General features: G+C 72.0%; 11 protein-coding genes and 1 pseudogene. 3 read left to right on the forward strand and 9 right to left on the reverse strand.

Features of this window, described 5'->3' with window-relative positions:
- The first annotated feature begins 130 nt into the window (after nucleotides 1-130).
- From Sspor_RS32035 to Sspor_RS32045, 3 genes are all read left to right on the forward strand, one after another.
- A complete protein-coding gene (locus Sspor_RS32035; RefSeq protein ID WP_202202208.1) occupies nucleotides 131-1411 on the forward strand; it encodes a DUF5685 family protein in 1281 nt (426 codons plus the stop codon).
- A 424-nt stretch (nucleotides 1412-1835) separates the two neighbouring features.
- The gene (locus Sspor_RS32040; RefSeq protein WP_372499611.1) at nucleotides 1836-2732 is read left to right on the forward strand and encodes a S1 family peptidase; all 897 of its coding nucleotides are present in this window, start codon (nucleotides 1836-1838) and stop codon (nucleotides 2730-2732) included.
- 97 nt (nucleotides 2733-2829) lie between these two features.
- On the forward strand, nucleotides 2830-3309 hold the full coding sequence (locus Sspor_RS32045) for a hypothetical protein (protein WP_202202210.1): 480 nt from the start codon (nucleotides 2830-2832) through the stop codon (nucleotides 3307-3309).
- A 21-nt stretch (nucleotides 3310-3330) separates the two neighbouring features.
- On the opposite strand, the gene Sspor_RS32050 is transcribed toward Sspor_RS32045, so the two are convergent.
- From Sspor_RS32050 to Sspor_RS32090, 9 genes and pseudogenes are all read right to left on the reverse strand, one after another.
- Nucleotides 3331-4227: a DUF4231 domain-containing protein gene (locus Sspor_RS32050; protein ID WP_202202211.1), complete on the reverse strand. Its 897-nt coding sequence runs from the start codon at nucleotides 4225-4227 to the stop codon at nucleotides 3331-3333.
- Nucleotides 4228-4311: 84 nt separating this feature from the next.
- Nucleotides 4312-8301, reverse strand: a complete 3990-nt coding sequence (fxsT, locus tag Sspor_RS32055; RefSeq protein ID WP_202202212.1) for an FxSxx-COOH system tetratricopeptide repeat protein — start codon at nucleotides 8299-8301, stop codon at nucleotides 4312-4314.
- Nucleotides 8285-9661, reverse strand: coding sequence for a TIR-like protein FxsC (locus Sspor_RS32060; protein WP_202202213.1), 1377 nt, complete (start codon nucleotides 9659-9661; stop codon nucleotides 8285-8287). Before Sspor_RS32060 ends, fxsT begins: the two co-directional genes overlap by 17 nt.
- 80 nt (nucleotides 9662-9741) lie before the next feature.
- Complete coding sequence (locus Sspor_RS32065) at nucleotides 9742-10476, reverse strand: AAC(3) family N-acetyltransferase (RefSeq protein ID WP_202204002.1); 735 nt, start codon at nucleotides 10474-10476, stop codon at nucleotides 9742-9744.
- Nucleotides 10477-10571: 95 nt separating this feature from the next.
- A complete protein-coding gene (fxsBH, locus tag Sspor_RS32070) occupies nucleotides 10572-12833 on the reverse strand; it encodes a radical SAM/SPASM protein FxsBH, inactivated beta-hydroxylase extension form (protein WP_202202214.1) in 2262 nt (753 codons plus the stop codon).
- 28 nt (nucleotides 12834-12861) lie between these two features.
- Nucleotides 12862-13026: a hypothetical protein gene (locus Sspor_RS32075; RefSeq protein ID WP_202202215.1), complete on the reverse strand. Its 165-nt coding sequence runs from the start codon at nucleotides 13024-13026 to the stop codon at nucleotides 12862-12864.
- Nucleotides 13027-13263: 237 nt separating this feature from the next.
- Nucleotides 13264-13551: a hypothetical protein gene (locus tag Sspor_RS32080; protein WP_202202216.1), complete on the reverse strand. Its 288-nt coding sequence runs from the start codon at nucleotides 13549-13551 to the stop codon at nucleotides 13264-13266.
- A 145-nt stretch (nucleotides 13552-13696) separates the two neighbouring features.
- A pseudogene (locus Sspor_RS32085) lies at nucleotides 13697-14597 on the reverse strand (alpha/beta fold hydrolase).
- A gap of 329 nt (nucleotides 14598-14926) precedes the next feature.
- Nucleotides 14927-15529, reverse strand: a complete 603-nt coding sequence (locus Sspor_RS32090) for a TetR/AcrR family transcriptional regulator (protein ID WP_202202217.1) — start codon at nucleotides 15527-15529, stop codon at nucleotides 14927-14929.
- Between the last annotated feature and the right edge of the window lie 34 nt (nucleotides 15530-15563).

Below are 15563 nucleotides of genomic sequence, written 5' to 3' on the forward strand. Positions count from 1 at the left end.
GCTACCACTGCTGACTGAGTGAAAATACGACCGCCGCCGCCGTACGGGTGAGCGACGCGGACGTACGGGTGAAAGCCGCGGGTCGATACGATGCCCGGCAAGCACGCGTACGACACACGGGGGAAGCAGCTTGTTCGGCATCGTGAGGCCTTGCACGCACCGGCTGGGGGAGCGGTTCAAGGCGGAGTGGATGGCCCATCTGTGCGGGCTGTGTCTGGCACTTCGGGGAGACCACGGACAGTTCGCCCGGATCGTGACGAACTACGACGGGTTGCTCGTCTCCGTTCTGACGGAGGCTCAGTCGGGTACCGCTCCCGACGCCCGGCGCACCGCCGGACCCTGCCCGCTGCGCGGCATGCGCACCGCCTCCGTGGCCCAGGGAGAGGGAGCGCGGCTCGCCGCCGCCGTCTCGCTCGTGCTCGCCTCCGCGAAGGTGCGCGACCACGTGGCCGACCGGGACGGGCTGTTGGCCCGCGCCCCCATAGCCCTGGCCGCGCGCAAGGTGGCCCGCGGCTGGGACCGGGCCGGGGCCCGCACCGGGGCCTCGCTCGGCTTCGACACCGCCGTGCTCGTCGACGCCGTGGACCGGCAGGCGGGCATCGAGACGCTCGCGGGCCCGGGCACCTCCGTGCTCGTGGTGACCGAGCCGACGGAGACCGCGACGGCCGCCGCCTTCGCGCATACCGCGCAGCTGGCCGGACGGCCAGGCAACGCCCCCGCGCTGGCCGAGGCCGGCCGGTACTTCGGCCGGCTCGCGCACCTGCTGGACGCCGTGGAGGACCAGGGCGCCGACGCCGTCGCGGGCGCCTGGAACCCGCTCACCGCCACCGGCACCCCGCTCGCCGAGGCCCGCAGGCTCTGCGACGACGCGCTGCACGGCATCAGGCTGGCACTGCGCGAGGTCGAGTTCACGGACGCGGGGCTCGCCCACCGGCTCCTCGTGCACGAGCTGCGCACCTCGGTGGACCGGGCCTTCGGCACCAGCAGCTGCGGCCACACGGCGACGGCCTCCGCCGGACAGGGCGGCAACCCGTACGCGGGCGGTCCGCACGCGGTGGAGAACCCGTACGGCCAGGCCCCGTACGGCGCGAACCCGTACGGCGGCAACCCCTACGCCCCGAACGCCCCCCAGGCCCCCGGCGGCCCCGGCATGCCGCCGCCCATGGGGCCCGGCGGCGGCGGTGGCGGCGGCCTGCCCCCGCAGCGGCCGCGCCGCGGGCTGCTCGCGGGCTGCGCGGTGGCCATCGGGCTGTTCTGCACCTGCCAGATGTGCTGCACGGAGTACGAGGGCCCGTGGTCGCGGGAGCGGCGCGAACCGCTCTGCGACGGCGAGGACTGCTGCGACGGCTGCGACTGCTGCAGCAACTGCGGCTGCGACGATTGCTGCTGCTGCCCCTGCGACGGCTGCTGAGGCTCTTTCAGATTTCACAGGTCCGGACGGCGTACGCGGGGATTCCCGTCCGGACCCGCGTGGAAGGGCTGAGCGGGATGAGCGACGACGCAGACGACCCGCACGCCGCGTGGCGGGAAAGGCGCGAGCGCAGGGCGGCGGCCGTGTCCGCGCCCTGCGGCCCCTTCGCGCCGACCGGAACCCTCGCCCCGGACTCCGTCCGAGGGGACCCCCCGGCCCGCCGACCACCCGGAAGGTCGAATTCCGGACGTTCCGGAGGCTGAAAGCCGCCCTTGCGACCGGTATCTGACGACAGGACACTCCCGACAGCGCTTGTCAGGGGCACGGCCAAAGTTCATGCGCCCACCGTGCCCCGGGCTGCGCCTCACGGGCTCTGGCACCCCCACGACCACCGGGCCCCCGACCCTCTCCAGGAGGACGAGAAGTGAGGATCAAGCGCATGACCCGTACCAGGCTGCTCGCGGCGGCCACCGGCCTGGCCGCCGCCGCAGCGCTCGCCGTCCCCACGGCCGCGAGCGCGGACTCCGGCCGCGACGGCAAGGACACGCCCTTCAGCGCCGACCGGCTCGCCTCGGCCGGCGCCTCCGTCCTGCGCGCCGACGTGGCCGGCACCGCCTGGCACACCGACCCCGCCACCGGAACCCTCGTGGTCTCCGCCGACTCCACGGTCTCCGACGCCGGAATCGCCAGAATCAAGCGCGAAGCCGGAGCCGACGTCGGAGCACTGCGCATCGAACGCATCCCCGGCAAGCTCACCAAACTGGTGTCCGGCGGCGACGCCATCTACGCCACCAGCTGGCGCTGTTCACTGGGCTTCAACGTGCGCAGCGGCAGCACCTACTACGCCCTGACCGCCGGGCACTGCACCGACGGCGCCGGCACCTGGTGGAGCAACTCTGCCCGCACCACCGTCGTGGGATCCACGGTCGGCTCCAGCTTCCCGACCAACGACTACGGCCTCATCAAGTACGCGAGCAACACGCCCGTGCCCCCCGGCACCGTCGGCAGCCAGGACATCACCAGCGCCGTGAACGCCACCACCAACATGTCCGTCACCAGGCGCGGATCCACCACCGGCATCCACAGCGGCCGGGTCACCGGCCTCAACGCCACCGTCAACTACGGCGGCGGCGACATCGTCTACGGCATGATCCGCACCAACGTGTGCGCCGAACCCGGCGACAGCGGCGGCCCGCTCTACTCGGGCACCCGCGCCGTCGGTCTCACCTCCGGCGGCAGCGGCAACTGCACCTCCGGCGGGACGACCTTCTTCCAGCCCGTGGTCGAAGCCCTCAACGCCTACGGTGTCAGCGTCTACTGACGGTGACTCACGCGCCCCCGCCGCACCCCTGGACGTCCTCCCGCCTTCTGGGAGGATGTTCCAGGCGGCCGTGTCCACGGGGGAGGCTGGTTTCTGCATGAAACGAATCGGCGTAACCGGGCACCGAGCCCTTCCGGACTCGGTGCTCGGCCGTGTGGAGAGCGGTCTGCGGGCCGTACTGAGCGGCCACGATGGCCCGTTGGAGGCCCTGTCCAGCCTCGCCGAGGGGGCGGACCAGCTCTTCGCCGCCATCGCCCTCGAATACGGCGCCGACCTCACCGTGGTGATCCCCAGCGGGGACTACGAGGCCGCCTTCGAGGACGCCGAGGCCCTCGCCCGCTACCGGGGCCTCAAGAACCGGGCCGCCCAGGAGGTCCGGATGGACTTCGCCCGCTCCACGGACGAGGCCTACTACGCCGCCGGCACCTACATCGCCGACTCCTGCGACCGGCTCGTCGCCGTCTGGGACGGCCAGCCCGCCCGCGGACACGGCGGCACCGCCGAGATCGTCGCCTACGCGCGGGCGCTCGGCAAACCGGTCACCGTCATCTGGCGCGAGGGCGTGACCCGGGACTGAGCCACGCCCCGCCCACCGCCCTCAACTGCTGTGCCGCGCCAGCCAGTCCGTGTGCTGCGGAGACACGTACCGCTCCGTCTCGTACACCGACGAGGGCCACTGCGACTCGGTGATGGTCGTCTGCATCACCACCATCATCGCCGCCAGATCCTGCTCGATCAGGGTGTGCGCCTCGATCAGCGGATGATGGCGGCGCACCTCGTTCCAGGCGATGCCGGCCGCCGCCGCCGCGCTCAGCAGCGCGGTCAGCCTCGGCCCCGGACCCGACCCGAACGACCCCAGCAGCGCGAACAGCAGCGCCAGACAGGTCAGCAGCACGATCGTCCACGACCACAGGTTCGTCGCCCGCCGGGACACCTCCGTCCGCCGCCGGTACCAGTTGCGCTGCTCGATCAGCCGGTCCCGGACGTACGTCTCGCGCCGCGCCTGGTAGTCCATCCCGCGCAGCCGCTGCATGGCACCGGTGATCTCCCCGCCCTCCGGCACCGCCCCGGCGGCCCGCGGATCGTCCCAGCCCATCTTCCGCAGCTCGGCCAGCCCCGCCTCCAGCCGGGTACGGTACGTCGCCTCGGGCGCGGCGACCTCACTGCCGAACGGGGCCCCGTGCACCGCGTACCGCCAGGCCAGGGACTTGATGAACTCCGCCGCGCTGCGGTTGAGCTGCCACTGCGGCCGGGCCCGGCGCCGGGTCGCCCGCATGCCCACGCCCAGCACCCCCGCGTACGAGAGCACGCTCAGCAGCCCGAACAGGTACATCGAACCCAGCCTCGGCCCGGCGGGCAGCGCCGCGGCCGCCGCGGCCGCGACCAGCAGCAGCAACTGGGCACGGGTGGCCTGGGTGGACTCCCGCTGCCGGGAGATCGCCGCCTGGTCGGTGTGGTGGAAGAGGGCCGGCAGGTCCTCGTTTCGGAAAGTCATGCTGTCGGTCACAGCGCCCCCCTGCTGTCGGGTGGCGGGCGGCGGGGGACCCGCGGTCGCGGACCCCCGCCGCCCTCCGTGGAATCACACGGCGAGAGGCTCCAGATCGCGGTGGATCCGCCGCTCGTCACGGGCGTACCGGGTCAGGCTGTGGTCCTCGCCGAGCAGCCGGGTCAGCTCGGACACCGCCTCCGCCCGCAGCCGGGCCGCCTCCTCCTTGCGGCCCATCGAGTCCAGGCTGACCGCCATGTTGGAGCTGCTCGCCAGGGTCTCGGGATGGTGCGCCCCGAGGGCCTCGCGCAGCCGCATCACCGCGAGCCGCTCCAGCTCCAGAGCACCCTCCGGATCGCCCAGGTCGGCCCGGGTGTTGGCCAGGTTGAGGTGCGCGAAGACCGTGTGCGGGTGATTGTCCCCGAGCACGTCCCGCATCCCCCGTATCGTCTGGCGCAGCATCGCCTCCGCCGTCTCCGCGGCGCCCGTGCCCCAGTGGAAGACCGCCAGGTTGTTCACAGCCGCCAGGGTGTACGGGTGCCGCTCGCCCGGCACCTTCATGTACTCGTCCACCACCTCCTGGGCCAGGTCCCGCGCCCCGCCCGGATCCCCGGTCGCGAACAGGTCCGAGGCCAGGTTGAGCTCGCAGGACAGCAGGTCCGGGTTGACGGAGGTGTACTTGGCCCGGTAGCGGGCCCGGGTGGCCGTGGTCAGCCGCAGGGCGTCCTCCAGCTGGCCGGCCCGGCGCAGCGACACCGCCAGGTTCTTCGCCGCGGACAGGGTGCCGGGGAAGGCCCGGCCCAGCGTCCTCTTGTAGGTCTCGTACGTCCGGCTCAGCAACTGCGCCGAGTCCTCGTACCGGCCCACCTCGCGCAGGTCGCGGGCGAGGTTCTGCGCGGAGGACAGCGTGTACGGGTGCTCCGGCCCGAGCACCTCCGTCCGCAGGTCGTGCACCTCCTGGTCGATCTCACGGGCCCTGGTGTACTGACCCACCAGCCGCAGGTTCAGCGCCAGGTTGTTCGCGGCGGCCAGCGTGCGCGGGTGCGCCTCGTGGAAGATCTGGCTGAAGCCCTCGTGCGCCTCGGTCGCCAGCTCCATCGCCTGGCCGTACTGGCCCAGCGCGCCCAGCGTGTTGGCCAGACCGCTCATGGTCATGTACGTGTGCGGGTGCGAGGGGCCGAGCACCGCCTTCTGCCGCTCCAGCGTGACCTCGTCCAGCTCCTTCGCCTCCACGAACCGGCCCTGCGAGCGCAGGATGTTCGACAGGTGGAAGCGCAGGTACAGGTACTGCAGGTCGTTGTTGCCCAGCATCTCCTTCCACGCCTCGCGCAGTTCCTCGCCGAGGGCGTACGCGGCCTTGAAGTCGCCCCGCTTCCACAGGTAGCGCACCCGGTCGATCAGCAGCCTGCGCGTCTCCGGTTCCTTGCAGAACCGGGCCTCCGACGGGGTCAGGTGCGACCAGATGGTGTTGAACCGCGGCCACGTCTCCGGATTGTCGATCGGCTCGTCGTCGTCCGGCCGGGCCCCGGCCAGGATCCGGTGGACCGCGTGCCGGGCCTCGCGCTGCTCCTCCTCGCTCAGCTGGGCCCGGATCACCGCCTGGACCAGCCGGTGCACCTGGATGCTGTTGCTGACCTGGTCGACCTTGGCCAGCGCGAACCGGCCGATCTCCCGGATCACCCGGCCGAGCACCAGCTTCTCCTGCAGCGAGGAGTCGTAGGGCTTGAGGGCGTCGATCATCTCCTTGCTGTACAGCAGGTTCGCGGAGATCGGCTCGGGCGCGAGGAAGGCGCAGAGCTGCAGCAGCCGGACGGCCGCCGGGGAACGGGACTGCAGCCGCTCGATGGAGATGTTCCAGGTGGCGGCCACCGGCTCCGGGTATCCCGGCGGCTGGTTCAGGGCCAGGACCCGGGCGGCCTGCTGGGCCAGCTGCTCCAGGTACGCGGACACCGGCGTCGCCGTCTCCGCGATCCAGGCACCCGCCTGCTCGACGGCCAGCGGCAGGTCGCCCACCGCCACCGCCACCTGCTCGGCGTCGTCCTTGCCGAGCCCGGGCGCCCGGCGCTGCAGGTGCTCGATCGACTCCTCGCGCAGGAACACGTCCACCGGCAGCGCGTCACCGTACTGCGACCAGGACTGGTTGCGGGAGGTCACCAGCACATGGCCGGGCCCGCCCGGCGGGAAGAACCGCTTGAGCGTCTCGGGATCGTCCGCGTTGTCGAAGACCAGCAGCCAGCGGGAGGACGGCACCCCGCGCCGCAGCAGGTCGATCGCCTCCTGGGAGGCGGCCGCCATGTCCTCGCCGGTCTGCGCACCCAGCCGCACCGCCAGCTCCGCGAGGGCCGCGACCACGTCGTCGGTCTGCTCCGAGGAGATCCACCACACCAGGTCGTAGTCGGCCATGAACCGGTGCACGTACTCCAGCGCCACCTGGGTCTTGCCGACACCGCCGAGCCCGAACAGGGTCTGCGGCTGCGGCAGCACCACGGCCATGCCTCCGCCGAGCTGGTCGCGCATCCGCTCCAGCACGATGCTGCGCCCGGTGAACCCGGGATTGCGGGGCGGCGCGTTCCAGATCTTCGGGACGGTCCCCGGGAAGCGGGGCCCGGGCTGCGAGGCGCTGTTGACGCTGTCGGGCAGCGCCATCGGCCGCTCCACCGCACGCAGCAGGGCCGTGGTGGCGTGCACCTCGTCGAGCCGGAAGAGGTCCACCGGGTTCCGGTCGATGTACGGAGTGGCGAGCCGTACGTCTCCCACCCTCAGCGGCACCAGCTGGCGCCGGCCCCCCGTCGGGTCCTCGGCGGCCGCGCGCTCCCACACGTCCACGGCCCGGGCCGACTTGAGGTACGCCGTGGAGAGCAGCACCACGGTCCTGGCGGCGGTGTCGATGCTGATGCCCGCGCCCCCGAGGGTGTCCCCGACGGCCGCTCCCGGCGCCCGTTCGGCCGAGACGTCCTTCGGCACGACCCGGAAACCGGCCCGGGTGAGCACCGACTCGATCCAGTCGGCCCACATCCGGTTCTCTGCGACGTAGGACAGGAACAGGTCGGCGGGCAGCGCCGGGCGGCGCCGGGTGAAGGCGTCCCTGATCCGCAGCCTGACCTCCTCGCCGATTGCCGGCATGGAGGTGATGTGCCCCTCGGTGACCACGGCGGTCAGCCGCTCGAACGCGGAGAGCAGGGAGTTGGTGAGCCCGGCCTCGTCACCGAAGGTGGCCAGGGTCTCCTCGTACGCGTAATAGGGGCGGTACGGGATCTCCACCGCGCCCCAGTAGGAGGTCAGCTCGTCCCCGACCAGGCCGTTCGGGAAGCGGTCGAACTTGATCCGGGCCAGCGCCCGGCCGGCGTCGGCCTTCTCCTTCTCACCCTCGTCGATGCGCATCGGGACCGGGTAAATCTTGATGCCGCGGTCGTTGAACCGCTCGTCGATCTGGCGGGCGACGGAGGCGGCGCCGTCGATGGACTGGTCGGACAGGGTGAAGCAGTCGACGAGGATGTCCGGGAGGTGGACGGTGCAGATGTCGGCGATGTCGGACAGGCCGGTCCGGCTGTCGATCAGGACGTAGTCGTAGTTCCGCTTCATGTCGGCGCGTAAGGCGTCGAAGAAGAGCCCGCCGCCGAGCCGGTCGTAGAAGTTGTCCCAGTCGAAGGTGGAGACGGTCGCCGAGTACTCGCGGTTCTGCCGGCCCGCCGAGACGAAGTCCAGGGTGCCGCCGTCGGGGAACTCCCAGCCGTGGGTCTCCGGGGTGAGCGAGACGGCGTGCGGCTGTATCCGCGCGTAGTCCTTGTGCCAGTCGTCGGGTCGCTGCACCGGGCTGGTCGCGGCCCAGGCGTACTCGCTGATCAGATCGATGACCCCGGTGGTGGCCCCCAGCGTGGAAGGGTCCAGGAACGGGTGGAAGAAGCGGTGCAGGCCGGGAGCCTCCAGGTCCCAGTCCACGGCGAGGACCCGCTTGCCGTTGGCCGCAAGGATCCAGGCGGTGTTGGCCAGCGCCATGGTGCGGCCCGTACCGCCCTTGTACGAATAGAAGGTGACGATGCGTCCGTCACGGCTGTCGCTGTCGCTGTCACTGCTCGCTGTCATCCGCGTCCCCCCGGTCGGTGTCGTTGTCGTCGTTGTCGTGGAGGCCGGCCCCCGCGGGCCCGGTCCGGTGCCGGTCGGAGTCGGGCGGGAAGGGGACGCGGGGCGATGGCGGCCCGGGTGGCCCGTTCATCCCCATCGGCCCCAGCAACCGGGGCCGATCGATGGAGGTGTCGCCCTTCGGCGGATACGGCTGTGCGTGTCTGAGGAACTGCTGGGCGGCCGCCTCGACGACCTGCGGCAGGATCTGGCCGAGGGTCTCCACGTTGGCCACGCCGTTCGCGGCGGCCCGGCAGGCGGCCCGGCCCTGGCTCATCGTCTTCGGCATGGTGCTCTCCAGCCGGTCGGCCAGCTCGTTCTCCTTCGACCGGCTCTGATGGTCGTACCGGTTCCACGGCACGACCACGTTGACCCACGGCCGGGGCTCCCGGTCGAAGGCGGCCAGGCGTCGGCGCCGCTGCTCGTCCTCCACCGCCCACCGGTCGACGATCAGGATCTCGGGACGGGTCGGCAGCTGCTTGCCGTCGAGGTGCCCGGCCTCGTCGTCGAAGGAGGACATGGTGGTCTGGTAGTTGAGGTTCTTGACCAGGTCCTCGGCCACGTAGGCGATGGGCCGCTGGGCGACCGGGTGGTACGGGTTCCACTCCATGGCGGTGTCCCCGTAGTACTCGGGGGTGCGGCCCTCGGGCAGATCGTGCCGGGAGGCGGCGGCCACGGTCACGTGCAGGGTGCGGGCCGGGCTGCCGCTGGAACCGAAGGCGCTCGGAACGTTGCGGTAGTCCAGCGGGCGGATGGGGTCCAGGTGGGCGGTCTCGGCGACCTGGACGATGCGCCGGGCGAGCTCGTACACGGCCTGCTCGTACTGCTCGGCGTAACCGCGCAGTTTGATCAGCCCGTACAGGCCGTCGGTGACGTAGCGCTCGCCGAAGGTGTTGTGGTTGAACTGCAACCGCTCGGCCGGACCGGGGAGTTGCTCGGGCGGCACCGGCACCCATAACGCGGGCACGATGGCCTCGGCCTGCTTGTTGCTGACCGCGCCGTGCTGGACGGCGCGCTGCGCGAAGGCGAACCACTCCTTCCCGCACATCTCGCTGGCGAAGTAGCGCGGCGAGAACAGGGGAACGAAGACACGGCAGTTGGCGAGTGCCCGGGCGAGCCGTTCGGACCAGCCCTCGCCGCTGCGTATCTCCCGGTCCATGAACCCGACGTCGTACCCGGCGCGCAGGTCCGTCAGCGCCATGACGTGTCCGCAGAGGTCACGGAAAAGGCGCTCGACCCACATGTCCGGGTCGGGGCCCCCGGCCCCGAACCTCGGTGTATGTGCGTAACTGAGAAAAAAGTACGGCTCCCCTGATGCGGGCACACGACCCCCGTCCCGAAGATGCGAAGCGAAGAAACATCATTCCGGAGCTGCTTCGCCACATCCCCTCATCGTTCAGTCAATCAGCGTCTGTTTTCAGTCATCCAGTCAAGGGCGTGATCGACGGCCTCCGGGAGGGAGAAGAGCATGGTCGACGCGCCTCCCACCCGCCCCCTGCGCACCCGTGAATCCGGGAACGCGTCACCGATCCCCGCGAAATCGCCGTCGTCCAGCGCGACGTCCTCGTATGCGGTCCACTCCCCCTCCCGCCGGTGCCTTTGCAGCCCCGGAAGGTTCACCTTCACCACACACTCGTACATGCGCAAGGGGGGCTTCGGAATTCGATACTCCGCGAGATGGAAAGCGGTACAGACCGAAAACCCCACATTGATCATGAGTACCTGTCCGCCCTCCCAGCACAGCTTTCCCAGGGGTGACTCTTCCCCCAGATGGCTTTCGAGTCGATGACCTGCGCACAGCCGCTCCGCGTCCGCCCCGAGCGCCGCGAAAGAGGTCTGCGGATGGGCGCTGCGCGCCGCGCCCGGCGCGGTGCGGACGGCCTCGGCCAGGGACCCCATGCCCTGGCTCGGGGTGCTCGCCGGGTCGAAGGCGGGCATCCGCTCGCGGAAGTCCCGCACGCCGGCCTCGTCCAGACCGCGGATCCGCTCCTGGTGGGCGCTGGACGTCTTGGAGTTCTCCGGCGTGAACGCCGGGACCACCAGGGTGCCGCGCGGGCCGAGCACCCCCGTCAGGGCGTCGCGCAGCAGCTCGGCGCGCAGCCCGGTCCCGCCGAGGGCGGCATGCACCATGAGCCGCATGCCGGGGCGGACCCCGGCCAGCCGCAACTGCACGGCGAGCCGGAGCCTGCCGGGCCCGGAGGAGGACGTGGACGGCCGCGACGGGGAGGGCGCGGTCACGCGTCGACCGTCTTCAGTTCGTAGCGGAGCTCCGCGACCAGGCTCTTCCCGGTGACGGTCAGCTCCGCGGCCTCCGAGAGCCGGTCCAGGGCCCGGTGGATACGGTCCGAGCCGCCCGGCTCGGGCGTCGCCGTGGCCCGCCGGTACGCCTCCACCGCCACCCGCTCGTGCACGTCGGCCAGCAGCCGGGACACCGGTACCGGCCGCTCCCGCCACGGCGAGCGGTGCTGCCACTGGCCGTCCAGCGCGTACAGGTCGGCCACCTCGGTCAGCGCCCGGAGCCTGGTCCGCCGCCGCCCGGTCAGCAGCGCCAGCGCGGTCTCCCGCACCCCCGCCGCGTACGGCACCCCGAGCGCCCCCGGCCCGTGCCGCCCGGCCTCGCCCCAGCCGCCCGCCCTCGGGCCGCCCGCGAGCGGGGTCAGCGTGGTCAGCCCGGCGGCCGCCGCCCGCGCGAACTCCGGCACCGCCTTGTGCAGCAGCGCCCACGCCCGGTCCAGCCTGCCCCGCCACTCCTCGGCCTCCCCGGCGCCGAGGCGGAGCCTGGGCGGGCGGGGGAAGCAGTTGCGGTACGGGTCGAGGTCCTCCAGGGCCACCGGCGCCACCAGGGCCGCCTCCGGCCCGGGCGACCAGGTGCGTACGGGCTGCCAGCGGGCGTCCCCCGCCGCGGGCCCGAAACGGTGCTCGGCGCGGCCGTCCCGCACGGCGTACCCGTCGTCGGTGACGTGCAGCGCGGCCCGGCCCTCCGTGCCGGGCTCGCCGAGCCGCAGCAGCCCCAGCGTCGGCAGGTACACCTCGCCGTCCCGGTAGGCCACCTCGGCCGGCAGGTCCAGCCCGCCGCGGAGCACGGCCGCGGCGGCCAGCGCGGTCAGCCTGCGCGCCGCCTCCGGGGCATCCTGCGTGCCGTCGCGGGCGGCGTCCAGGGCCGCCAGTACCCAGGTCCGGGTGAAGGGGTGGTCCAGTACGGCGTCCAGCGCGTCCGTGCCCGCCTCCCCGGCCCGCTCCACGGTGGCCAGCAGCTCCCAGGCGTGCGCCCAGCCGGGGTCGGCGGCGAGGTCCTCGTGCAGCCGGGCCAGCAGGATCCGGGTCAGTTCCTGCTGGGACCGGGCGAGTTCGGCCGGGTCGGACAGCTGCGGCGCGGTCTCCCGCCGTGCGGTGCGGCCCTCGACCCCGTCCACGAGCTCGCGCAGGTCGGTGCAGTAGACGGAGGGGTTGTCGAAACCGTTCCGGTCGCGGTAGCGGTGGGTGTAGAGCCCGCCCCCGCACGAACGTACGACGGGGCACCGGCGGCACGAGTCGCTGACGCCCGCGAGGCCCAGCTGCCGGGCGCGGACCCCCGGATGGGCCGCGACCTGGTCAAAGGCGTGGTCGAACACGTTGAACCCGGTGGCGGCCGCCCCCTCGAAGGCACTCTTGAGCGAATCCACCTGCTCCAGGGTCCCGTCGGTCTCCACGACGACGAGGTCGGTGGGCGCGAGGCCGAGCGACTCGGTGAGGCTGGGGCCGCCGCGCAGGGTGGAGAGCAGGGACTCGAAGAGCCGTACGGGCACCGGGCGTCCCAGCCGGTCCCAGTGGTCGAAGATCCGCAGGAGCCAGCGCGCGTAGGCGTCGGGGGCGCCGTCGGGCCGGGCCGGGGGTGTCTCCCAGGTGGCGTGGGGGAGGAGGAAGTCCACGCGTGGGGGCTCCAGTTCGACCAGCGCGTCCAGTACGGCGACGGGGTCGTTGGCCACGTCCACGGTGCAGAGCAGGCCCTGGTAGAGGTGGCGGTACGGCTCGGAGCGGAGCAGCGCGACGGCGGCGAGGACCAGCGGGTGGCTCGTACGGCCGTCGGCGAAGCGGCGATGGCGGTCGTTGGCGGCGCGGTCCCCGTCGAGGGAGATGCCGACCCGGACGCCGAACTCGTCGAAGAGGTCGAGGTAACGGGTGCTGAGCTGGAGCCCGTTGGTGTGGATCCGCAGATCGAGGGCCGCGATCCCGCTCAGCGCGCGGCTGAACTCCTCGCACACGAGGCGGAGCCGGGCAGGGCCCGCCAACAGGGGTTCCCCTCCATGGAGAATCACCGTGACGGAGGGGAGTGCATGGTCACGGGCATGTTCGGCGAGCCTGGACGCGGTATGCGAAATAACCTCGGGGGAGATCACTTTCGGCCGGGCTCGCCAGCTCTGATCTGCGTGTTCGTAGACATAGCAATGATCACAAGCAAGATCGCATCTGCTGTGAACTTTCAGGACGATCTCGCGAAATGCGATCAGGCCGGTCATTCCACCAGTCTAGAGCGCCGAGTTCGGGTCAGAGCGCGGAGTTGAAGATCGGTGCCTGAACCGGACGAGCAGATTCGGCCGGCAGCACGCGACCGAGCGTCGTGACCGCGGACGCGGTGTGGACGTCGATCTTGCCGAGCGGGACCCGGTGGGCCTTGACCGAGCTGGTCGCGGGGGATGCTGAAGTGTTCACGGCACCGTCCTTGGGGAAGCCATGTGGAATGGACATGTGAATGACAACGGCTGCATGCTGCTGTCAAGCAGGGACTTTACTAGGACAGTCCCCCTTGGCAACACGAGACATGACGCCTGGTCAAGACTTCCCCGCATTGCGCGGCGGATTTCTCAAGAGGGTGGATTCGGCCGTTTGCCGGAAGGAAAGATCCTTTTCATTGCCGGGGGTCCCGGCGGCGGTCCGGCCGGACCGGGGCTACGCTGAACGCACCTCGCTGACCTGCTGCGATGCGAGGGCGTGGCCCGCCGGCCGGGAGTCCTCCCCGGCCGACGCGGAACCGCCCCCGCCGAACAGCAGGAAGAGCACGGTGATCACCGCGGCGGCGGCGCCGATCGCGCCGACGGCATCCCCCTTGGCGGCGGCCCCGGCGGTGGCCCCGGCGCCGGCCCTGGCGGCGGTCCTGGTGTGCTTGTGGACGGCGTAGCCGGCGAGGAGCCCGACGGCGGGGATGAGCAGGCGGACGTCGTCGATGTGCAGGGTCATGGCACGGCCTCCACGGCTCGTGGGGCCCTCCCGTCGAGTGGTGGCGGGCCCGGAGGCGTGGACTGTACAAGGGCGACCGGTTCCCAACAGCCCCATCCTGACGTCTGCTTGGGTGTGGTTCAAGCGCCTGTGGGGCCAACCGTCCCTACGCGGGCTGCTGTTCGTTGAGATCCGGTGCCGGGACGTCGCGCAGCAGCCAGTTCAGTACGTCGGGCAGCGCGCGCAGGGCGGCGAAGTGCGCGGCGGAGGGGACGATGTTGGTCGTGGCCCCGGGGATGCGGCGGGCCAGCCAGCGGGAGTGGCCCACGGGGGAGAACACGTCGAGCTCGCCGTGCCAGATCAGCACCGGACAGCGGATGTCGGCCGGGTCGAAGCCCCAGGGGCGGCTGAAGGCGAGGACGTCGTCGATCCATCCGTACGCCGAATGGCGCAGCCCCTCGCGGTAGTTCCGCAGGAGCATCGACCGCAGGCCGGCGTCCGAGACGATCATGCGGTCGTTGTCGGTCAGCTCCCGGCGCAGTTCGTCCAGCAGCCGGCCGGGGTCCTTGCGGATGCCGTCGGCGCGCGGGATCAGCCGGGCCGCCAGCTCCTCGGGGTCGTCGGTGGCGGTGGTGTACTCCCGCACGTTCGACGCGGCCATCCCGGCGAACCAGTCCAGGTCCTCCGCGTCGCGGGGGGCGAGGCCGACCATGCCCGCGGTCCGGGTGACCCGGTCCGGGAGGAGGGCGGCGCAGGCCAGCGCCGGCGGCGCCGCCGGAGCGGCCGGCGACCGCGAAGGTGTCCAGGCCGAGGGCGTCGGCGATGGCGGCCACGTCCTGGGCCACGTCGGCGACGGTACGGCCGGGGTGGCGGTCGGAGGTGCCGTAGCCGGGTCTGTCGTAGGCGATGAGCTGCATCCGGCGCTGGTAGAGGACCATGCCCCGGGGGGCCGGGCCGAGGCGGCTGCCGGGCATGCCGTGCAGCAGAAAGACGGGTTTGCCGTCGGGGTCGCCCCAGCGCTCCACGGTCAGAGCGCGCCCGTCCGCTGTGCGCACCTGATTGCGCACGCGCTCCCTCCTTCACGGTCGATGCGAGTCGTCACCGCGATTGTGCGCGCTGGGGGAGGAGCGCGGTAGGGCGCACTTCCGGCGGAATTCTTGTGAATGCCTTCACGAGCCCGGGAACGCCCTTTTTTCTCTCGCATATGCCCTGGTCAAGGGGGCGCGCCCGAGGAGTGAACGGGAGTGGGCGGGCGTGAACGGGCGTGAACGGATGCGTGGTCACCGGGAATGGCCTTTTCGGTGCGGCGGCTTCCGCTTTCGGCTGTCGAATTGAGCCGCCGGGTCGTAGGGCCGGCGGGCCGGGAAAGGCCGGAGTTCGCCGATCGGGCCCCGTCTCAGGTGCGGGGGACGAGCAGGGCCGCCGCCGAGCGGGCCTGCTCCAGGGCCCGGGCGCGGTCCGCACCGCGCTGGCCCAGGACGACCCGGGTGCTCAGGCCGTCCAGCAGGGCGAGCAGCTCCGAGGCCCGCCCGGGTACGTCCATGGGCGCGAAGCGGCCCTGGTCCACACCCCTGGCCAGGAGTGCCTCCAGGTCCCGCTGCCAGCTGTCGTCGATCTCCTCCTGGGCGGCCTTCAGCGGCTGGTTGGAGGCGGTACGGGCCCACAGCTCGATCCACAGCGTCCAGCGCGGGTCGCGGGGCCCCTCGGGGAGGTAGAGCTCCAGGAACTGGTCCAGTTTGCGCGCCGCCGGCACCCTGCGGCCCAGCAGCGCCCGGCGCTCCCCGGTGAGCTGCTCCTCGCTCCAGCGCAGGGCCTCCAGCAGGAGCCGGTCCTTGCTGCCGAAGTAGTACAGGATGTGGCCGCCGCTGGTGCCGAGGCGCTCGGCCAGCGCGGACATGGTGAGCGCGGCCAGTCCGTCCTCGGCGATGGCCGTCATGGCCTCTTCCAGCATCCGCTCCTGGGCGATCCGCCCGTCGCGCCGCCGTGCTGCTCCCGCCACCGCTCCCGCCCTCCGGATCTTCCTGGGCCGACCT

It is taken from the genome of Streptomyces spororaveus, from assembly GCF_016755875.1.
In the GTDB taxonomy this organism is placed as follows: Bacteria; Actinomycetota; Actinomycetes; order Streptomycetales; family Streptomycetaceae; genus Streptomyces; species Streptomyces spororaveus.

Coding starts and splice junctions, on each gene's coding strand:
- fxsT (WP_202202212.1), bottom strand. CDS start 8,301: ATGACAGCGAGCAGTGACAGCGACAGCGACAGCCGTGACGGACGCATC.
- Sspor_RS32065 (WP_202204002.1), bottom strand. CDS start 10,476: ATGCGGCTCATGGTGCATGCCGCCCTCGGCGGGACCGGGCTGCGCGCC.
- Sspor_RS32045 (WP_202202210.1), top strand. CDS start 2,830: ATGAAACGAATCGGCGTAACCGGGCACCGAGCCCTTCCGGACTCGGTG.
- Sspor_RS32050 (WP_202202211.1), bottom strand. CDS start 4,227: ATGACTTTCCGAAACGAGGACCTGCCGGCCCTCTTCCACCACACCGAC.
- Sspor_RS32080 (WP_202202216.1), bottom strand. CDS start 13,551: ATGACCCTGCACATCGACGACGTCCGCCTGCTCATCCCCGCCGTCGGG.
- fxsBH (WP_202202214.1), bottom strand. CDS start 12,833: ATGACCGGCCTGATCGCATTTCGCGAGATCGTCCTGAAAGTTCACAGC.